Annotated in this window: 16 protein-coding genes; 10 read left to right on the top strand and 6 right to left on the bottom strand. The window is 66.4% G+C overall.

Going from position 1 to position 19,091, the window contains the following annotated elements:
• Positions 1 to 147 precede the first annotated feature (147 nt).
• On the bottom strand, positions 148 to 885 hold the full coding sequence (locus ABRP17_RS03870; protein WP_349986067.1) for a 16S rRNA (uracil(1498)-N(3))-methyltransferase: 738 nt from the start codon (positions 883 to 885) through the stop codon (positions 148 to 150).
• 163 nt (positions 886 to 1,048) lie between these two features.
• Here ABRP17_RS03870 and nudE point away from each other — a divergent pair, with 163 nt between their 5' ends.
• The 4 genes from nudE to ABRP17_RS03850 are packed head-to-tail and all read left to right on the top strand — an operon-like array spanning position 1,049 to position 3,609.
• Positions 1,049 to 1,597: an ADP compounds hydrolase NudE gene (gene nudE / locus ABRP17_RS03865; RefSeq protein WP_349986065.1), complete on the top strand. Its 549-nt coding sequence runs from the start codon at positions 1,049 to 1,051 to the stop codon at positions 1,595 to 1,597.
• Positions 1,598 to 1,640: 43 nt separating this feature from the next.
• The gene (cysQ, locus tag ABRP17_RS03860) at positions 1,641 to 2,468 is read left to right on the top strand and encodes a 3'(2'),5'-bisphosphate nucleotidase CysQ (RefSeq protein ID WP_188324696.1); all 828 of its coding nucleotides are present in this window, start codon (positions 1,641 to 1,643) and stop codon (positions 2,466 to 2,468) included.
• Positions 2,465 to 3,286: a nucleoside triphosphate pyrophosphohydrolase gene (gene mazG, locus ABRP17_RS03855; protein WP_188324695.1), complete on the top strand. Its 822-nt coding sequence runs from the start codon at positions 2,465 to 2,467 to the stop codon at positions 3,284 to 3,286. Before cysQ ends, mazG begins: the two co-directional genes overlap by 4 nt.
• The gene (locus ABRP17_RS03850) at positions 3,283 to 3,609 is read left to right on the top strand and encodes a YnfA family protein (RefSeq protein WP_188324694.1); all 327 of its coding nucleotides are present in this window, start codon (positions 3,283 to 3,285) and stop codon (positions 3,607 to 3,609) included. Before mazG ends, ABRP17_RS03850 begins: the two co-directional genes overlap by 4 nt.
• Positions 3,610 to 3,649: 40 nt before the next feature.
• Here the strand turns inward: ABRP17_RS03850 and ABRP17_RS03845 are convergent, their stop codons facing one another.
• The 5 genes from ABRP17_RS03845 to ABRP17_RS03825 all read right to left on the bottom strand — a co-directional run bounded on the left by ABRP17_RS03845 (position 3,650) and on the right by ABRP17_RS03825 (position 10,654).
• Positions 3,650 to 4,828, bottom strand: a complete 1,179-nt coding sequence (locus ABRP17_RS03845) for a GDSL-type esterase/lipase family protein (protein WP_349986064.1) — start codon at positions 4,826 to 4,828, stop codon at positions 3,650 to 3,652.
• A gap of 13 nt (positions 4,829 to 4,841) precedes the next feature.
• On the bottom strand, positions 4,842 to 5,594 hold the full coding sequence (locus tag ABRP17_RS03840; RefSeq protein WP_188324692.1) for an SDR family NAD(P)-dependent oxidoreductase: 753 nt from the start codon (positions 5,592 to 5,594) through the stop codon (positions 4,842 to 4,844).
• A gap of 67 nt (positions 5,595 to 5,661) precedes the next feature.
• Entirely contained in the window at positions 5,662 to 6,984 is a 1,323-nt protein-coding gene (locus ABRP17_RS03835) for an MFS transporter (RefSeq protein WP_188324691.1), read from the bottom strand.
• Positions 6,981 to 9,224 carry an oligoalginate lyase gene (locus ABRP17_RS03830; protein ID WP_349986063.1) on the bottom strand — a complete coding sequence of 748 codons (2,244 nt, stop codon included), beginning with the start codon at positions 9,222 to 9,224 and terminating at the stop codon, positions 6,981 to 6,983. Before ABRP17_RS03830 ends, ABRP17_RS03835 begins: the two co-directional genes overlap by 4 nt.
• A complete protein-coding gene (locus ABRP17_RS03825) occupies positions 9,221 to 10,654 on the bottom strand; it encodes a polysaccharide lyase 6 family protein (protein WP_188324689.1) in 1,434 nt (477 codons plus the stop codon). The genes ABRP17_RS03830 and ABRP17_RS03825 overlap by 4 nt, the downstream gene beginning before the upstream one ends.
• Before the next feature lie 248 nt (positions 10,655 to 10,902).
• Here ABRP17_RS03825 and ABRP17_RS03820 point away from each other — a divergent pair, with 248 nt between their 5' ends.
• From ABRP17_RS03820 to gcvH, 6 genes are all read left to right on the top strand, one after another.
• A complete protein-coding gene (locus ABRP17_RS03820; protein ID WP_372486886.1) occupies positions 10,903 to 13,791 on the top strand; it encodes a TonB-dependent receptor in 2,889 nt (962 codons plus the stop codon).
• A gap of 104 nt (positions 13,792 to 13,895) precedes the next feature.
• Entirely contained in the window at positions 13,896 to 14,639 is a 744-nt protein-coding gene (locus ABRP17_RS03815) for a FadR/GntR family transcriptional regulator (RefSeq protein WP_349986062.1), read from the top strand.
• Positions 14,640 to 15,140: 501 nt separating this feature from the next.
• On the top strand, positions 15,141 to 16,100 hold the full coding sequence (locus ABRP17_RS03810; RefSeq protein ID WP_188324687.1) for an SPFH domain-containing protein: 960 nt from the start codon (positions 15,141 to 15,143) through the stop codon (positions 16,098 to 16,100).
• 1 nt (position 16,101) lies between these two features.
• The gene (locus ABRP17_RS03805; RefSeq protein ID WP_188324686.1) at positions 16,102 to 16,536 is read left to right on the top strand and encodes an NfeD family protein; all 435 of its coding nucleotides are present in this window, start codon (positions 16,102 to 16,104) and stop codon (positions 16,534 to 16,536) included.
• A gap of 611 nt (positions 16,537 to 17,147) precedes the next feature.
• Positions 17,148 to 18,260: a glycine cleavage system aminomethyltransferase GcvT gene (gcvT, locus tag ABRP17_RS03800; RefSeq protein ID WP_349986060.1), complete on the top strand. Its 1,113-nt coding sequence runs from the start codon at positions 17,148 to 17,150 to the stop codon at positions 18,258 to 18,260.
• A 94-nt stretch (positions 18,261 to 18,354) separates the two neighbouring features.
• The gene (gcvH, locus tag ABRP17_RS03795) at positions 18,355 to 18,750 is read left to right on the top strand and encodes a glycine cleavage system protein GcvH (RefSeq protein ID WP_188324684.1); all 396 of its coding nucleotides are present in this window, start codon (positions 18,355 to 18,357) and stop codon (positions 18,748 to 18,750) included.
• Positions 18,751 to 19,091 lie beyond the last annotated feature (341 nt).

Genomic DNA, 19,091 nt, shown 5'->3' with positions numbered 1-19,091 from the left:
CGTCAGAAGACGGCGTCCCGTCACCGTGAGATATCCGTAGCGCCGAGCCACGCTCGGCGGATGGCGTCCGCGAGCTGGCGCAGGGTGAACTGCCCGCGCTCCGCGCTCCGCGCTCCGCGCTCGCCGAGCGTGGCTCGGCGCTACCCGTCAGCCGAGGTCACCCAGGCGTGCCTGCAGCGCGGCAATCGCCGCGAGGCCTGCCGTTTCCGTGCGCAGGATGCGAGGCCCCAGCTGCAACCCCTGGAAGCCGACCGTGGCGAGCAGGTCGCGGTCACGTGGCGACCAGCCGCCTTCCGGGCCGATGGCCACGACGATGCCGCCGGGCGGGGCCGCGTGCAGAGTGGACAGGCGATGGCTGCCCAAGGGATCCAGAGTCAGCCGCAGCGTGTCTTCGGGCAGCGTCGCGACGGCGGCCGCCAACGACAACGGAGCGCCGACCTGCGGAATCCGCGCGCGTCCGGACTGGCCGCACGCCGACTGCACCACGCTGTTCCAGTGCGCGACCCGCTTTTCTGCGCGCGCGCCATCCAGTTTGACCTCGGTCCGTTCGGCATTGACCGGGATCACGGCGGCCACCCCCAGTTCCGTTGCCTTCTGCAGGATCAGATCCATCTTCTCGCCACGCGCTACGCCCTGCAGCAGGGTGAGGGGCAGGGGGGATTCGTTGTCCAACCGGCTGGCCCGGTCGATCCGTACCTGCGCATCGCGCTTGCCCACCGTGACCAGGGTGGCGTGGTAATCGTGGCCGTCCCCATTGAAGAGCACGCAACCATCGCCCTCGCGCAGGCGCAGCACGCGCACCAGGTGGTTGGCGGTCTCTTCAGGCAGTGAAAATGTCTGGCCCGCCTGCAGTGCAAGCGGCACCGGGCAGCGGGTCACACGCATGCACAGGTCTCCTTGCGGCGCGCAGGCCACGCACCGCGGTCATGGAACAACGGGTTTTCGAACGGGTTGCCCTGCGGGGAGGGCTGCGTCTCTGCTAGCATCGTGAGCTCATGAACATGTTGCTGCCTTCGTCCATTCTATCGGCCCGCGCGGGGCATTCCGCATGAGCCGTCGGCTGCCCATCATCCATCGGATCATCGACGAGGAAAACGGGCCCTTCCAGCGCCAGCATCTGGACCTGGAGTTCTCCAATGGCGAACAGCGGCGATTCGAGCGCCTGGTCAGCCGTGGCCACGGCGCCGTCGTAGTGGTGCCGATGCTGGACGAGGACACCGTACTGCTGGTGCGGGAGTACGCCGCGGGCATGCACCGCTACGAACTGGGCCTGGTGAAGGGACGGATCGACGCCGGCGAGACGCCGGAACAGGCAGCCGATCGCGAGCTGAAGGAAGAAGCCGGTTATGGCGCGCGGCGCGTGGACGTACTGCGCGCGATGACGCTGGCCCCTACGTACATGAGCCATCAGTCATGGCTCGTCGTGGCACGCGATCTTTATCCGGAGAAACTGCAGGGCGATGAACCCGAAGAGCTGGAAGTCGTGCCGTGGAAGCTTGCCGAACTCGATCAGCTGATGCTGCGCGAGGATTTCTCAGAAGGCCGTTCGCTGGCGGCGCTGTTCATCGCGCGGCAGTGGCTGCAAGGTCGCGCATGAGCCGGCATGCCGCCGCGTCACGGTGTCGCGGGCGCCTGCTGCCGTGACCCACGTACGCATTACGACCGACCTGCGCGAAACCGTCATCGCCATCGCCCAGGATGCGGCGGCGGCCATCATGCAGGTGTATGCCACCGGGTTCGACGTCAGCCTGAAGGATGACGACAGCCCGGTAACCACGGCGGACCTGGCGGCCAACGACCGCATCGTCAGTGGGCTGCTGCGGCTGACGCCGGACCTGCCCGTGCTGTCGGAGGAGTCCGTTGCCGCCGACTGGGAGACGCGACGCCACTGGGGCGCGTACTGGCTGGTCGACCCCTTGGACGGCACCCGTGAGTTCATCAAGCGCAATGGCGAGTTCAGTGTGAACATCGCGCTCGTCTACCAGGGGGCACCGACCTTCGGGGTGGTACTGGCACCGGTAACCGGCCTGGTGTGGCACGCGATGCGGGGTGAGCAGGCGTATCGACGGCAGGGCGTGCATGACACGGTGCTGCGCACGCGCGCGCCCGCCCATGCCCCGCTGCGCGTTGCCGCCAGTCGTTCACACCGGTCCGCGCGCACCGAGGCGCTGCTGCAGCGGATGGGCGACATCGAGACCGTGGCACAAGGGTCTTCGCTGAAGTTCTGCCGGATCGCCGAGGGCGATCTGGATGTCTATCCGCGGTTGGGACCCACCAGTGAATGGGATACCGCCGCGGGCCAGTGTGTCCTGCATGCCGCCGGCGGCGCCGTGCTGTCGGCGAGCACCGGTAAACCATTCCGCTACAACCGCCGCGAGAGCCTGCTCAACGGTGACTTCATGGCACTGGGTGATCCTGCGTTGCCCTGGCGCGGTTGGCTCGACGACAGCAACGGGAATACCGAATGAGCGCGACCGACGCAGCAACCGAACTGGGCCGCTTGCTGGCGATCATGGCGCGCCTGCGCGATCCGGACGGTGGCTGTCCGTGGGATCTTGAACAGGACTTTTCCACCATCGCCCCGTACACCATCGAAGAGGCGTACGAAGTCGCCGATGCGATTGATCGCGGTGACCTGGATGATCTGTGTGACGAGCTTGGGGACCTGCTGCTGCAGGTCGTGTTCCATGCCCGGATGGCGGAAGAGCAGGGCGCGTTCGCCTTTGCCGACGTTGCCCGCTCCATCAATGAAAAGATGGTCCGCCGCCATCCGCATATCTTCGCCGATGCCAGCGTGGACGATGCCGCCCATGTGCTGCGCAACTGGGACGCCATCAAGCGGGAAGAGCGTGCGGCCAAGGGCGAAACGGATCGCTCGGCGCTGGCAGGTATCTCGCGTGGGCTGCCGGAATGGCAGCGCGCACTGAAGCTGCAGTCGCGCGCCGCCAAGGTGGGATTCGACTGGTCCGGTCCCCTGCCGGTGCTGGACAAGGCGGCGGAGGAACTGCAGGAGCTGCGCGCGGAGTTCGAGCGGGGTGACATCGCCGGCAACAAGGCGCGGCTGCAGGAAGAGCTGGGCGACCTGCTGTTCGTCTGCGCGAAACTGGCCCGGCAGGCCGATGTCGACGTGGGCAGTGCACTGCGCGGTGCGAACCACAAGTTCGAACGTCGATTCCGGGCGATGGAAGGCTACGCCGACGCTGCGGGCGAGCGCATGGCGGACCTGGACCTGCAGGCGCAGGAAGCACTCTGGCAACGCGCGAAGGCGGACGAAGCCGCGTCGTGAAGACCTTTGGGCTGTTCCTGATCACGGCGCTGGCCGAGATCATCGGCTGTTACCTGCCGTGGCTGTGGCTGCGTCGTGATGGCAGCGCGTGGCTGCTGCTGCCGGCCGCGGCCAGCCTGGCATTGTTCGCCTGGCTGCTGACCCTGCATCCCGATGCCAGTGGGCGCATCTATGCGGCCTACGGTGGCGTGTATGTGGGCACGGCGCTGCTCTGGCTTTGGCTGGTCGACGGCATTCGTCCCGGTCGGTGGGACGTGCTGGGCGTGTCGCTGTGCCTGGCCGGCATGGCCGTGATCATGTTCGCTCCACGCAGCGGGGCGTAGTCAGCGCCCGACCCACCCGTGCAGGCCACGCATCGGGTGCTCAACGTGCCTGACAGCCCAGCATCGTCAGGTCGATGGCATCGGCCATGCGCGCATAGCCTTCGTCGTTGGGATGCAGGTGATCGCGGGTGATGCCGGCAGGCAGGGATTCCGGCGTGGCCGGGTCGCGCAGCGCCGCATCGAAGTCCACTACGCCGTCAAAGCCGCTGTCATCGCCGCGCGCCCATGCATTGATCGTGGTCCGGGTCGCGGCCGATAGCGGCTCATAGCGCTCGGAGCCCCCGAAGGGCGTCAGCGTGCCGATGAACGCGCGCGCGCCGTGCTGGTGCAGGCGCGTGGCGATCTGTCGATAACCCAGCAGCATGTCGTCGGCCGTGCGGCCGGGCAGAGGTGTGGGGCCGCCGCCATGACGGATATCGTTGATGCCTTCGAAGAGGATCATCTGATCGGCATCGGCCACGGCGATCACATCGCGGTCCAGCCGGGACAGCGCGCTGTGGCTGCGCCCGTGGTCCAGCAGCTTGTTGCCGCTGATGCCTTGGTTGAGCACGACGAAGCGGTCCGGGCAGGCCTGCTGCAAGCGCACGGCCAGGCGCTCGGGCCACTGGTTGTACGAGCCGCGTGCTGCGGTGGCGCCTTCGGTGATGGAATCACCCAGCGCCACGATGACCGATGGTCGATCCGCGCGCTGTACCAGCACCGCCGAAATCACATTCTGGCGATAGGACACGGCCACGCTGTCGGCCACACGCGGCTGTCGGCCGTCGGCCACCCGCACGGTGGTACGGCGCACGGCGGGGCGCGTCGCCTGTGGGAAATAGGCGGTGACCTGGATCTCATCCAGCGCCGCGGCCTTCAATGGCAGCGGATCAGTCAGCAACGCAGCCCCAACCGGTACGTCGATGACCCTGCGTCCGTCCACCTGCACGGGCAGCGGGCGGCCGGAGGAACCGCGTACGGTCATGTCTTCGACCCGCAGTGGGGACGTGCCCAGTTCATTGCTGATGCGCAGGCGCAGCGCATCGGCGCGGCTGCCCAGCCGGATGTCCTGGCGGACGGTCTGTGCAGCGAACTGCACGGGGGCCTGCGGCGTGCCGTCCAGGCGGTCCGGCGCGGGTGATGCGGTCCAGGCGGTGACCCACACCGGCTGCGCGGGGGCAGCCGATGCGGACAGCGCGGAACCAACGGCAAGGGAAAGAGCGGTGATCCAGCGCAGCATGGTGAAACTCCGGTCAGGAGAAGAACGTGCCGCCGTTGACGTCGATGTTCGCGCCGGTGATGAAGGCGGCCTCGTCCGAGGCCAGATACACGGCCACGTCCGCTGCTTCCTGCGGACGACCCTGGCGCCGCAGCGGCGTACCGGCGGCTACGGCGGTGCGCACTTCCGGCTTGGTGAACTCGTCATGGAACCGCGTGGCGATCATGCCGCAACACAGCGCGTTGACCCGGATGCCCTTCGGGCCCAGTTCCTTGGCCATGGCGCGGGTGAAGGTCATCACGCCGGCCTTGGCGGTTGCATAGATGGATGCACCGGGGCCACCGCCATCGCGACCGGCCTGCGACGCGAAGTTGACGATTGCCGCGCCTTCGCCCATGTGCGGCACTACGGCATGGGTGGTGAGGTAGGTCGAGGTCAGGTTGAGGTCGATCACCTTGTGGAAGAACGCCGGATCGATGTCGGCCAGCGGGCGACGCTCGACCATGCCACCGGCCACGTTGATCAGCAGGTCGATGCGGGGACCGAACGCGGCCTGCGCGGCAGCCACCAGCCCGGCGACGGCGGCCGGATCGGTCACGTCGGCACGATGCAGGATGGCCTGGCCACCGGCGGCTTCGATCTGCGCCAGTGTCTCGCGCGCGCTGGCTTCGTCGTTGGCGTAGTTGAAGCAGACGCGGGCGCCGGCGGCGGCGAGTTTGATCGAAATGGCGCGACCGATATCGCGGCCGCCACCGGTGACGATGGCCACCTTGTCCTGGAATGACATGCGTTGGAACTCCTTTGTTACGTGGGGTGTGTGAGAGAAAAAAGGGGCGGGGAACGTAGGCGTGCGCTCAGCGCTGCGGCGCAGGCGTCGGCGTGGGTGCATCGAGGCGACGGATCGTGCCGGTGAGCCACCACAGCGCGACCAGCGACAGCGGCACGAGGGCGGCGACGAGCATGAACATCGGGGCATAGGACTCGCGGGTCAGCACCGGCACCAGCCACGTGGTGATCAAGGTGCCGGCAACGGCGGCCAGGCCACCCAGGCCGGCCAGCGTGCCCACCGAGCGCCCACCGAACAGATCGCCCGGCAGGGTCTGGATATTGCCGATGGCGACCTGGAAGCCGAACAGCACGGCGGCGATGGTCAGCACCGCGGCCAACGGGCCGGCGGCCATCACCGCGCCCAGCAGGGCAGGCGCCATGATGATGCAGCCGAGGGTGATCGACCATTTGCGGGCGCGGTCCACGCTGTGCCCGGCGCGGATCAGCCGGCCGGACAGCCAGCCGCCGGTCAGGCTGCCGAGCATCGCACCGACGAAGGGCACCCATGCGAACAGGCCGATCTGCTTGATGTCGAAGCCGAAGGTTTCTGCCAGGTAGATCGGCAGCCAGGACACGAACAGCCACCAGATCGGGTCCAGCAGGAAGCGGCAGGCGAGCATGCCCCAGCTCTGCCGGTGCGCCAGCAGCTCACGCACGCTGCGGCGCGGTGCGGCGGGATCGGCGGCGCCGGCCTGGTCTTCCATGATCAGACGACGCTCGGCATCACTGACCCACGGGTGTTTGTCCGGCCCTGCGCGGTACACGAACAGCCACGGCAGCAGCCACAGGAAGCCCATCGCACCGATCACCACGAACGTCCCGCGCCAGCCCAGCCACAGGTACAGGCCGGCAATGGCGGGCGCAGACACGATCGCGCCGATGGAGGCGCCGGCGTTGAAGACGCCCTGTGCCAGCGCACGCTCGCGTGCCGGGAACCACTCCGCGTTGGCCTTGACCGCACCCGGCCAGGCGCCGGCTTCGCTGACGCCCAGCATCGCCCGCACCAGACTGAACGACAGGATGGAATGGGTGACCGCATGCAGGGCGATCGATATCGACCACACGCTGATGGACAGTGCGAACCCCATGCGCGTGCCGATCAGGTCGAACAGCCGGCCGAACAGGAACTGCCCAGCGGCGTAGAACAGCATGAACACCGTCACCAGCAGCGCGTAGTCATCCTTGGTCGCCCCGACCTCGCGGGCGATCTCCGGCCACATCACCGCCAACGCATTGCGGTCGATGTAGTTGATGACCGTCGCGACCGCGATCAGGCCCACGATCAGCCACCGCACTGCCGAGCGGACCGGCACCTTGCGCAACTGCGCGCCGGCAGAAGACACGTTCATCGGCCGCTCCGCTTGCCGGCGGCCTGGTCCATGCGCGCGTGGCTGCCGCGCCACGTGTAGGTATGGCCATCCACCACCACGTTGTGTTCGCTATCGGTACTGCTGTCATCGGCAACGCCCAGTGCGATGCGCGCGCCACTGGCCAGCGTCAGCTGCAGCAGTTCGGCGTCCTTGCCGCGCACGCGCACCAGCGCAGTGATCTGGCTGTCGGCCCCGTGCACGTACTCGGCCGTGCCGTTGTATTCACCGTGCGGTTCCAGCACGCTGAAGAAGCTCACTTCGCGCTGGCCTTCCACGCGCTGCACCAGCGCCGGTTCGCGGCGCAGGTTGAACTCGGGATCGTTCGCACCGCTTTCCACCAGCAGCGCCCGCGATGGCGCGGTGCTGCCGAAACGGTAGGTGTAGAAGCGTCCATCCAGCAGCCAGGCCAGGCTGCGCTGTTCAGTGCCGGGCGCGCTGCGCGCGTCCACCCACAGATGCTGGTAGCCGTTTTCCGCGCCCAGCACGGGACGCTGCTCGACGAACCGTTCGGCTTCGAACCCGGTGCTGACGATGTGGCCGTTGAAGTGCAGGGGCAGGTCGAAGCGGGCCGCCTTCTCACCCTTCACCTGCATCAGGTCCAGCACGACCGGCAGGGCCAGATCCGGATGGCGCAGCAACGCCTGGGTGCGGGTGAACGTCACGCCGGGGTACGCATCGCGCATCGTGGCCGAGGCAACCTGGGTATCTTTATCGGCCTGGAAGAAACGCACGGTCGGCGCATGCACTTCGCCCCGCTTCCAGTCGCCGTTGAAGTGGCTCTTTTCATCCACCACCAGCGTGTTGTGGGCGATGGTCTGTTTGGCCCAGCTGCGGTTTTCGGCCAGGTAGATGCCGCCGCGCTTGGCTTCCACGTTGAGGAAGCGCGCTGAACCGTAGTCCGTCACCACGCGCTGCCCGTTGTCATAGAACAGCCAGTTGAGCTTGTCGAAGTGACCATGGCCCATGCCCTGCATGGTGTCTTTCTGTACCAGTACCTGGCCGTCTTCGTCGCCCATGCGCAGAATCGCCAACCCGCCGCGATCACCGTCCGGGCCATCGCGCAGCAGCATCGGGCGGTAGTCGAAGGGTTTGGCCTTGCCGGCGGCCAGCGCCTGGGCGACCTGCAGGCCCTCCGGGGTCAACAGCAGGCGGTCCTGGTGCTGGGCCACTGACAGCAACTGGTCGTCACCGCTGCGCGCGTATGCGATGCCGATGCCCGCCACCAGTTCTTCCGTATCCACGCCCTTGTCGAGGATGGCGTCGTTGATCGGGAAAAACAGGCCGCCGTAGCTGCTCTGCACGAGCACATCGACGGCCTTCAGCAGCACGCCGTCGCGGCGCTCGAAGATCTTCCGCTGCGGCTCGTTGCGCTCGATGGCATTGGCGAACAACAGGAATGGCGCCAGGGCATAGCGCTGGTAGTAGGGGCCTTCTTCGTAGTAACCGTCGGGCGAGAACAGCAGGTCGACCTGGCGCAGGAACCCGAATTCGTCATCCTTGCGGCTGCCGCGCAGCGATTTCTCCACCAGGTCCTGGTCGCGCAGCACGTAGCCGGTCATGCCGGTGGCCGCCACCGCCCAGGTGGAGTGATTGTGGATCTGGTCGAAGTTCTTCGGCTCGCTGGCAAGGAACTCGGCCATCGGCCGGAACACGCGGTCATCGATGGTCTGACGGTCCTTGGCGGGCAGCGCGTCGCGGATCGCGTCGTAGCCCTGCACGGCGTTGACCAGCCACACCGAGTCATTGAGCACCTGCCAGAACACCCGGCCCGGGATCTGCCCGCGTCCTTCCGGATGCGGACCCAGGGTGGGGTACAGCGCGGCGTATTCCAGCAGCATGCGCCGGGCGTAATCGACGTAGGCGGTGTCGCCGGTCAAGCGGTACAGCGTGCCGGCGGCCAGCAGCGCCTGGTAGTTGCGCTTGTGCTGCTCATGCGTGCGCCCGCCGCCCTTGTCCTTGGGAAAGGGGACGTCGATGCCGGCCTTCATCATCCGCCGCAGCATCGCCTCGTTGCGTGCCTGCTCCTTGGCGAAGGAGGGATAACGGGCGCCCTCGCTGGCCATCTGCTTCCATTGGCTGACGGTGACCAGCACCGGCGCCACCGCGGTTTCGGCCGGCGTGGACGCCGCCGTCGCCGCATAGGCGGGCGCGGGCAGCACGGCCACGGCGCCGCTGGCCGTGGCCAATGCGAGGGCAAGCGAGAGGTACGTGTGCTTCATCGATCAGCTCCATTGGTGGGCAGGCGGTGGCCGACAGCGGCCGCATCCGTCCATTCCCCTTGTTTGGGATACCAGGCCACGCCGGTGGCATCGCGGGATGTCACGCTCAGGGTGGCAGAGGCGCCGGCCGATGGGAGGGCCGGCGAGGGCACCCACAGTCCGTTCGACGCCTGTACGAGGGTTGCCGCGACGCTGTCCACGCCGCCGGGCAGGGCGGGGGACGCGAGCGGCGACTGCAGGTTGCCGGTGGAGGCGACGCCGGCCATGCTGCCGTTCACCGTGACCGGATCCGCGCCAGTGCGGTTGACCAGCAGGTTGTTGCGGAAGCGGCTGTTGCTGGCGGGCACGACGATGCCGGTCGCCGCGTTGTAGCCGACGCCGAAACTCACCTTGGACACATCGACGAAGGTGTTGCGCTCGATCGTCGCATTGACCACCGGCGCGTAGCCGGACAACGCCGGCGCGGCCTGGCCATGCATCACCGCCAGCGCTGCGCGGTTGCTGCTGCCGGCCAACCCCTGGAAGTAATTGTTGCTGACCTGCTGCTGCGCATTGATCACCCGCACGCCGCCGGTGCCGGACTTGCCATCACCGAGGAAGATGTTGTCGATGACCTGGTTGCCGTTGCCATGACGCAACGTCAATGCGCCGGCCGAGCGATAGAACACATTGCCGCGGTAAACGTTGCCGCCGGACTTGTTGGAAATGATCTCGGTCTCGCCGTCGCAGCCCTCGAACCAGTTGTACTCGACGGTGCTGTTGGAATCGCTGAGCGAGCTGTCACTGGTGCCCACGCGCAGGGTTTCGCCGCCGTTGACGCCCAGCGCCGGGCGCGGGCCGAACCAGTTGTGGTCGATGCGGTGCTGGTTGTCCAGCCCCTGCGCTGCATCGCGCACCACCACCACGGTGGGGCCGGCGTTGGTCTTGCCGCGCAGCTGGCTGTGGTCGAGCCGGTTGAACGCGCCGTAGAGCATCACCCACTGATCCTGGTCGCTGCTGTCCGGGTTGCTGTAATCGTCTATCACCACACCGCTGACCCGGCTGTGGCGGGCGACCGCCTTGCTCGATTCACGGAAGGCCACCACCGCCTCGCTGGGCGAAAAGCCATCGCGGAACACCAGATCCGCCACGTGCAGGTACTCACCCGCCAGCCGCAGGTCCGATTGACCGCTGAGGATCACCTGGCCGGGCGTCTGCGCGCGCAGGGTGATCGGCGCCGCCGCGGTGCCGCTCGCCTTCAGCAGCAGCCGTGCATCGGTCCACGTGCCATTGGCCAGAACCACTTCGTCACCGGGCTGGAGAGCGGCCGCCACGGTGTTGAACTCGCTCACGTCGTGCACCAGGTGGCTCGCCGCGTGAGCGGCCCCGCTCCACGAAGCACCCGTGACCAACAGCAGTGCTAAAGACAGGGATTGTGATGGAAACTTCATGGTGTCTCCTCCGGACGATGGCACTGACGCAGGACGGATTGTAAGCCGGTTTACTAGACCAGTGGGATGCAGTTGTAGGGCATGTTTGTCGGCAAGTCATGCTGCAACAGCACAAGATTTCTTGCTGAATTGGCCTATAGCAAAGGTAAGACGAAAGAATCAGTCCAATTGGTTGACATTTGTGTGTCCGCATGTCGAAAGTGCGCCCCATGCCCGCAGTGCGGGACATCCTTTGGGAGGAGGACACCATGCGTCGTATCGAAATGCCTGCAGCACCGTTCCACCGAAATGCCCTGTCCCTTGCCCTGATGGCTGCGCTCTGCGCCAGCGGCCCGGCAATGGCGCAGCAGACCGACCCGCCGCCGGCAGGCGGCACCGCGACCAACCTGGACCAGGTCCAGGTGACCGGCATCCGCGAGTCGATGCAGAGCTCGATCAACAAGAAGCGCGACGACACGGTCATCTCCGACGTGTTGTCGGCCGAAGATATCGGCGACCTGCCGGCCCCGTCGCTGGCGGACGCCATCGAAACGCTGACCGGTGCAGCGTCTACCCGCGACAAGACCGGTGCATCGGAAATCTCGATCCGTGGCTTGGGCGCGTTCCTCAGCAGCACCAACTTCAACGGGCGCGAGATCACCAACGGCAGCGGCGATCGTTCGGTGAACTTCAACATGTTCCCCGCCGAGCTGATCAACACGGTCGCGATCTACAAGACCCAGCGGGCCGACATCATCGAAGGCGGTGTGGCCGGCACCATCGGCCTGGAAACGGTCAAGCCGCTGGAGTACGGCAAGCAAGCGATACAGTTGGACCTGCGTGGCAGCTGGGCGGAGTACGACAAGAAGTATCGCGACGACGACGGCATCGGCTATCGCGGCACCGCCAGCTACATCGACCAGTTCGAATTCAAGAACGGCGGAAAGCTGGGGGTATCGCTGGGCGTGCAGCGCCTGGACGGGTCGGATCCGGAAGAGAGCATCACCAGCGGATCCACCTGGTATGCCTGCGATGGCCGGGTCAATGTGGCCAACGCGAACTGCACCGAGCCGGGTGCAGCGGCCATCGCGGCCGGCACGCCGTTCTACCTGGTGCCCAGCAGCCGCATCTATCGCCTGAAGCAGGAACGCAACGACCGGCAGAGCGAGTTCGCTGCGGTGCAATGGCGCCCCAACGACGTCGTCGAGGTCAACGTCGATGTCGAGCACACGGACCGCAACTGGTATGAAAACCGCAGCGACCTGAGCCTGTCGAATGCGCGGCGTGGCATCGTCAACCGGGTGGTCGACGAAGACGGCGTGCTGCGCCAGCTGTCCGGCAGTACCTCCATCGATTCGACCTCCAACCGCTACACGCGCAACGAGGAATACACCGGCGGCGGAATCAACCTGATCGTGCGGCCGAGCCCGGCCTGGGAGCTGTCCACCGACCTATCCTATTCGCACACCCAGCGCGTGGACGACGAGCGTGCCACCCGCCTGCGGGCCAACCAGCGCGATACCGCCAATGCGATCGTGCCGGGCATCAGCAGCGGGACCACCGGCTATGTGAACTACGACTGGGCCTGGCAGGGCGAGGTGCCCAGCGTGGCACTGGATCCGGCGTTCGATGCGAGCAATTGGGACGCCTACACCGGCGCCGCCCGCGTCACCTCCAGCCAGACCGAGAACGACCATCAGATCCGCGCCGGCCGCTTCGATGCCAGCTTCATGCCGGAGGAAGGATTCTTCACCCGCATCAAGGCAGGGCTGCGCGCCAGCCAGGCGGATTACACCTTGCGTGACAATACGCTGATCACCGATTACGACCAGCGCGTGGCGGGCGACAAGGCCGCCATCATCGCGGCCAACACCAGCTGCCGCGCGGCGTTCCCGCAGAAGGATTTCATGGATGCCGCCAGCGGCAACACGATCTCCGAGTGGGCGTACTTCGATCCGATGTGCCTGTACCAGTCCTTCCGCGGTACTACCGACAACCTGCTCGATCCGGATCGGCCGGACCCGAACAACGTCGACATCACCGAGAAGACGCGCTCGCTGTATCTGCTCGGTGAGTTCAGCAGTGAGTGGTTCGGCCTGCCCGTCACCGGCAACGTCGGCGCGCGCTGGGTCAAGACCGACGTGCGCTCCGAAGGCGTACGCACCGGCCTGACCGTGCGTGACAACGGCGACGGCACGATCCGCCTGCAGCCGACCGGCGAGTTCAGCACGCAGACGTTCAAGGCCGGCAACGACAAGCTGCTGCCCAGCGCCAATGCGTCATTCGCGCTGCGTGAGGACCTGCTGCTGCGTGTCGCCGGCTACCGCGCGATGTCGCGCCCGGACATTTCCGCGCTGGGTGCGGGCCGCACGATCAACGTCAACAGCGATGCGACCTTCGGCAACCTGGCCGATGCACTGGACGACATCAGTGCCAGCGGCAACCCCGCCGCGCAGCCGCTGATGAGCTGGAACGGCGATCTGTCGCTGGAGTGGTACCCGAACCCGGATACGCTGCTGGCCGCCGCCGTGTACTGGAAGCAGTTCAATGGCGGAACCGCGACCTCGCTGGTGGATGAGACCTACACCATCGATGGCCAGACGGTGACCGTGCCGGTGCGCCAGCAGGTCACCACCGACGAAGACAGCACGCTGACCGGTATGGAGCTCAGTGCGACACACCGCTTCTCGTACCTGCCGAAGCCGTTTGACGGCCTGGGCTTCAAGGTGAGCTACAACTACGCCGATTCGGATTACGAGACGCAGGATTCGCGTCTGGGCGAGCAGTTGGCCAGCGATGGCAGCGTCATCCCGGCGATCGTGCCGACGGCCGGCTTGAGCGGGTTCTCGCGGCACGTGCTGTCCGGTTCGCTGTACTGGGACGTGGGCCCGTTCAACATCCAGGCGATCGCCAAGTTCCGCTCAAGCTACTACCAGGATTTCACCGGCAACACCGCACAGCAGAATCGCTACTACGACGACAACACCAGCGTGGACCTGCGCGCGCGTTACCGGGTGAGCCGCAACCTGTCGCTGTCACTGGAACTGATGAACCTCACCAACGAACCGCGCGTGGCGTACCAACCGTCCTTTGGCAACTTCCGCGAGGTCGTGAGCTACGGGCGACGTGCGTTTTTCGGTGTACGATACAAGTTCTAAATCGAGACGGCGCGGCCTTCAGGGTCGCGCCGTTGCTCCAACCGGACCAGCCCCGCGCGCGGTGGCCCGGGACGGTGCCGGAGGGAACCACCAAGGGTCAGCCCATGTCCGCCAACCGCCTGTACCAGACCATCGCCTCCAAACTCCGCACGTTGATCGAGGACGGAGAGTTCCCGCCCGGCACACGGCTGCCCGGCGAACGCGAACTGGCCGAACGCTTCGGCGTCAGCCGGGTCACCGTGCGTGAAGCGGAGATCGCCCTGGAAGCTCAGGGCTGGATCGCGATCCGCATCGGCTCGGGCGTGTATGTGAAACCGCGGCCACTGGATGGCCTGGGTGGCTTTCCGGATGTCAGCGCATTCGACCTGACCGCGGCGCGTGCGGTGTTCGAGGCCGAGGCCGCCGCGCTGGCGGCCGGCAACCTGGAAGACGCGGACATCGCCGAACTGCGGGTGCTGGCCGAGGCGCTCTGCCGTCGCGACCTGACCGATGCCGAGGCGGGTGATTTCGACCGCCGCTTCCATCTGACCATCGCCCGCCTGTCCGGCAATCCGGTGGTGGAGTATTTCGTGCAGCAGATCTGGCGCATGCGCAGCGACATGCCGCGCGTGGCAGAGGTGTATGCCCGTGTCTGCCACGACGACGGCGCCAGCCGTGCCGACGAGCACATGGCGATCTTCGAGGCGCTGGCGTCGCGCGATCCTGCTGCAGCGCGCAATGCGATGCGCTACCACTTCCAGCGCCTGTTCGAAGCGATGCTGGAGGCGACCGAGAACCAGGCGCTGGCCGAGATCCGCCGACGCACCGCGCAGGACCGCGAACGCTTCATGGCCACCACCCGCATTTAGAGCAACGTGCCGGCGCCTGCTGGCGTGAGGCAGGGGCCGGGACTGCGCGGGACACGCCGCAAGTCCCGCTCCGCGGCCCGGCCCAGCAGCCGGCGGCTGTGCGTTCGAGCGCATGCGAGGCAGTGCCTCGCAAGCAATGCGGGCTCACCCAGGTAGGCTGCATCGCCGCATCCATGCGGCTCTGCGTCCCGCGCAGCCCCGCCCCCTGCCTCTTGGACACTTCGCGAGCGCATCGTCAAAAAAGCCGAGCAGCAGCTCGGCTGCTCTTTCTTTTCCTCTCGTTTGCTCTGGGCGGACCGACCTGCTGTCAGGCGGCGGCGGGATAGGCTGCACGGGACACTGTGAGGCAGGAGCCGAACAGTAGCCTACAAGGACGTACTTGCGGCGTGTCCCGTGCAGCCTCTCCCACCGCCGCGAGACTCAGACGAAAACGCCCGCCAGCGCGGCAAACCCACCCCGCGGGGTATGCTGCAGGTCGGTTTTCATGGAAGAGGAAGCGAGATGTTCCCGACGATGTTCTTTACGGTGGTACTGGCGATCGTGGCCGTGATCGTGCTGTTCAAGGCAGTGCGCATGGTGCCGCAGGGCTTTGAATGGACGGTGGAGCGGTTCGGCCGCTACACCCATACGATGTCGCCCGGCCTGCATTTCCTGATCCCGATCGTGTACGGGGTAGGGCGCAAGGTGAACATGATGGAGCAGGTGCTGGACGTGCCCAGCCAGGAAGTGATCACCAAGGACAACGCCGCGGTGCGCGTGGACGGCGTGGTGTTCTTCCAGGTGCTGGACGCGGCCAAGGCAGCCTACGAGGTTTCCAACCTGGAAGTGGCGATGATCGCCCTGGTACAGACCAACATCCGCACCGTGATCGGCTCGATGGACCTGGACGAATCCCTGAGCCAGCGCGAGGTGATCAATGCGCAGCTGCTGAGCGTCGTCGATCAGGCGACCAATCCGTGGGGCCTGAAGGTCAACCGGATCGAGATCCGCGACATCCAGCCACCGCGCGATCTGCTGGACGCGATGGCGCGGCAGATGAAGGCCGAACGCGAGAAGCGCGCGCAGATTCTCGAAGCCGAAGGCGCGCGCCAATCCGAGATCCTGCGTGCCGACGGTGAAAAGCAGGCGACCGTGCTGGAGGCCGAGGGCCGCCGTGAGGCCGCATTCCGCGATGCAGAGGCACGCGAGCGCCTGGCAGAGGCCGAAGCCAAGGCCACCCAGATGGTGTCGGTGGCGATCGCCGAAGGGGACGTGCAGGCAATCAATTACTTCATCGCACAGAAGTATGTAGAAGCGTTCAAGGCCCTGGCGACCTCGCCGAACCAGAAGCTGGTGCTGATGCCGATGGAGGCCAGTGGCGTGATTGGATCGATCGCCGGCGTCGCCGAACTGGCCAAGCATGCTTTCGCCAAACAGGACGACAAGCCTGCCCGCGCGGTGCCGCCGCGCTTTGGAGACTGACATGCGCTGGGAAGTCGTCGGATGGGGGGCACTGGCGCTGCTGTTGTTCGCTGCCGAAGCGATGGCGCCGGGTGCGTTCATGCTGTGGATCGGCATCGGCGCGGCGGCGGTGTTTCTGATCACCGCACTGGTGCCCGGCATTCCGGTGCTGTGGCAGGTGGTTGCGTTCGTGGTCCTCAGCGTGGTCGCCATCCAGGCGTATCGCCGCTGGGGCAGGACGCACGGCCGGCAGAGCGATGCGCCGCTGTTGAACCGTCGCAGTGCGCAGTTGGTGGGCCGCGTGGCGGTGCTGCAGCAGGGCATCGTGGCGGGGCAGGGGCGGGTCAGCATCGATGATTCGTCGTGGCAGGTCACCGGACCGGAGCTGGCGGCGGGCACGCCGGTGCGCGTGGTGGCCGTGGTCAATGGTGTGCTGCAGGTGGAAGCGAACGGGTGAGCCCCCCTCGCGGGTGGCTGATTCAAGGCTACGTGCAAGGGGTCGCGGGCGGTGGGGCTGGGCGGGGGACGGCAAGAGCCGCTCCTGCGGGCCTCGTTTCGCGCCATCCATGGCGGGGTCCACGTCATCGCATTCGCGCTGCCGCTCCCACGCTTTGCTTCGCAAACCGCGGGCCCCGTCTCACCAGCACCCACACCCCGCCGCTTCGCGGCCGCCCCTGACTCAGGGGCTCCCTCCACCAGACAGCCTGCTGTCATCGGTAGCGCCGAGCCATGCTCGGCGGAAATCATCAGACCTCATTTTCCAGCGAATCCGCCGACCATGGGGCGGCGCTACCAACGCAGCACCGTGGACCTGTCGAAGGTGTGGCGGGGTGGGGTGGCGGGGGCGTTGAGCGCCATGGATGGCTCTCAACGAGGCCCGCAGGATGCGGCTCGTGCCGTCCCCCGCCACTCCACCCCGCCCCGCCAACATGCAGCCCTGTGGCTTATGCCGTTGCCGTTGCCGTTGCCCTTGCCCTTGCCCTTGCCTTTACTTCTGCAGTGCAGCGCGCAGCGCCCTCGTGCTATCTGGGATAATGGGGGTCTTGTTTCCTAGTTGCCGGACCGGTCATGACCCAGAAGACGCTGCTCAACGATTCCCACCGCGCCCTCGGCGCAAAGATGGTCGACTTCGGGGGCTGGGACATGCCCATCCACTACGGCTCGCAGTTGGATGAGCATCACCTGGTGCGCCGCGAGGCCGGCGTGTTCGACGTCAGCCACATGACCGTCGTCGATCTGCGGGGTGATCAGGTCAAGCCGTTCCTGCGTCGCTTGCTGGCGAATTCCGTGGACAAGCTGAAGGGCCCAGGCAAGGCGCTGTATTCCTGCATGCTCAATGCGCGCGGTGGCGTCATCGATGACCTGATCGTCTACTACGTGGCCGATGATTTCTTCCGCATGGTCGTCAATGCCTCGACGCGCGAAAAAGACCTGGCGTGGCTTACCGAACAGGCCATCCCGTTTGCCGTCAGCGTGCAGCAGCGTCCGGATCTGGCGATCCTCGCCGTGCAGGGGCCGCAGGCCCGTGACGCGGTAGGCGGGTTGGTCGACACCGACGACAAGGACGCACTGGCCAAGCTCGGTCGCTTCGCCGCCACCCAGGTAAGCGCCGCCGATGGCGTGCCGTTGTTCGTCGCGCGTACCGGCTACACCGGCGAAGACGGTTTCGAGATCCTGCTGCCGCAGGATGCGGTCGTCGCGTTCTGGGACAAGCTGATCAAGGCCGGGGTCAAGCCGGCCGGTCTGGGCGCGCGCGATACATTGCGGCTGGAAGCCGGCATGAACCTGTATGGCCAGGACATGGACGAAGCGATCACGCCGTACGAGGCGGCGCTTGCCTGGACGGTATCGCTGGATGAGGGCCGCGATTTCATCGGCCGCGATGTACTGGAAGCGCAGAAGGCCGCCGGCGATGCACGGCAGATGATCGGGCTGGTGATGGACGAAAAGGGCGTGCTGCGCCACGGTCAGGTCGTAACGACCGCAGGCGGCCAGGGCGAAATCCTCTCCGGCACCTTCTCGCCCACGCTGGGCAAGGGCATCGCCTTCGCCCGCGTACCTGCGGGTGCACTGGGCGGCGTCACCGTCGACATCCGCGGCCGCGCCGTCCCCGTGCGCGTGGTCAAGTTCCCGTTCGTGCGCGAAGGGCAAGCGCAGGCCGGTGTGCTGGGCGAGGCGTGATCGCAGGTTTGTCGGCACGGGCCTGCCAGCAGGCCCGGCCGGTTGGTTACACTAGCGGCGTTTTTTCCACACCCTGTATTCCTGGAGCAGTGTCATGAGCGAGATCCCCGGCGACCTCAAGTTCCTCAAGTCCCACGAGTGGGCGCGCGTCGAGTCCGACGGCCGCATCACCGTTGGCATTTCCGACCACGCCCAGGGCCTCCTCGGCGATCTGGTCTATGTCGAGCTGCCCGAAGTCGGCATCGAGGCAAAGGCGGGCGAAGCCATCGCCGTTGTCGAATCGGTCAAGGCGGCTTCGGACGTCTACAGCCCGGTCACCGGCACCATCGTCGAGGTCAATTCGGCGCTGGCTGACAAGCCGGAGACCATCAATGAAGATGCGTACGGCGAAGGCTGGCTGTATGTGGTCGATGCCGCGGGTGCGGGTGAGCTCGATGAGCTGCTCGGTCCGGACGACTACGCCGAGGTGCTGGAAGACGACGATCACTGATCGGGGTTGACCGGTTGCAGCGAAGGACCGCCCCCAGGGGCGGTCTTTTTTTTGGCCGACGCGTGATGCGTTTTCTCTTGCGCCGGACCGGCTCCGACCGCGCGCTGATGGCATGCGTGTCACCCGCGCCCGTTCGATGTGCGGTCGGAACCCCGCACCTGCTGGTCGCGTAAAGCGGAAAAGTTTTGCGCAAAACCGCGTTTGCACCACGTGCATCGGCTTCATTCGTGTGAAAAAAAAAACGGCACGTTTCCGAAGTGTTCCGGTAACCAGGTTGCAGCGATACGTTTGCCCACGGGTAACGTGCGCGCCAACGCATGCGTTGCACGCCGTTTTTGAAA

It is taken from the genome of Stenotrophomonas sp. WHRI 8082 (genome assembly GCF_040223995.2).
Lineage (GTDB): Bacteria > Pseudomonadota > Gammaproteobacteria > Xanthomonadales > Xanthomonadaceae > Stenotrophomonas.
This window is presented reverse-complemented; position numbering and strand designations above follow the sequence as displayed.

What these genes read in the sequence shown, in the direction of transcription:
- gcvH (WP_188324684.1), top strand. Translation starts at nt 18,355, where the DNA reads ATGAGCGAGATCCCCGGCGACCTCAAGTTCCTCAAGTCCCACGAGTGG.
- ABRP17_RS03825 (WP_188324689.1), bottom strand. Translation starts at nt 10,654, where the DNA reads ATGAAGTTTCCATCACAATCCCTGTCTTTAGCACTGCTGTTGGTCACG.
- nudE (WP_349986065.1), top strand. Translation starts at nt 1,049, where the DNA reads ATGAGCCGTCGGCTGCCCATCATCCATCGGATCATCGACGAGGAAAAC.
- ABRP17_RS03870 (WP_349986067.1), bottom strand. Translation starts at nt 885, where the DNA reads ATGCGTGTGACCCGCTGCCCGGTGCCGCTTGCACTGCAGGCGGGCCAG.
- ABRP17_RS03845 (WP_349986064.1), bottom strand. Translation starts at nt 4,828, where the DNA reads ATGCTGCGCTGGATCACCGCTCTTTCCCTTGCCGTTGGTTCCGCGCTG.
- ABRP17_RS03805 (WP_188324686.1), top strand. Translation starts at nt 16,102, where the DNA reads ATGCGCTGGGAAGTCGTCGGATGGGGGGCACTGGCGCTGCTGTTGTTC.
- mazG (WP_188324695.1), top strand. Translation starts at nt 2,465, where the DNA reads ATGAGCGCGACCGACGCAGCAACCGAACTGGGCCGCTTGCTGGCGATC.
- gcvT (WP_349986060.1), top strand. Translation starts at nt 17,148, where the DNA reads ATGACCCAGAAGACGCTGCTCAACGATTCCCACCGCGCCCTCGGCGCA.
- ABRP17_RS03830 (WP_349986063.1), bottom strand. Translation starts at nt 9,224, where the DNA reads ATGAAGCACACGTACCTCTCGCTTGCCCTCGCATTGGCCACGGCCAGC.
- ABRP17_RS03835 (WP_188324691.1), bottom strand. Translation starts at nt 6,984, where the DNA reads ATGAACGTGTCTTCTGCCGGCGCGCAGTTGCGCAAGGTGCCGGTCCGC.
- ABRP17_RS03840 (WP_188324692.1), bottom strand. Translation starts at nt 5,594, where the DNA reads ATGTCATTCCAGGACAAGGTGGCCATCGTCACCGGTGGCGGCCGCGAT.
- ABRP17_RS03810 (WP_188324687.1), top strand. Translation starts at nt 15,141, where the DNA reads ATGTTCCCGACGATGTTCTTTACGGTGGTACTGGCGATCGTGGCCGTG.
- ABRP17_RS03815 (WP_349986062.1), top strand. Translation starts at nt 13,896, where the DNA reads ATGTCCGCCAACCGCCTGTACCAGACCATCGCCTCCAAACTCCGCACG.
- ABRP17_RS03820 (WP_372486886.1), top strand. Translation starts at nt 10,903, where the DNA reads ATGCGTCGTATCGAAATGCCTGCAGCACCGTTCCACCGAAATGCCCTG.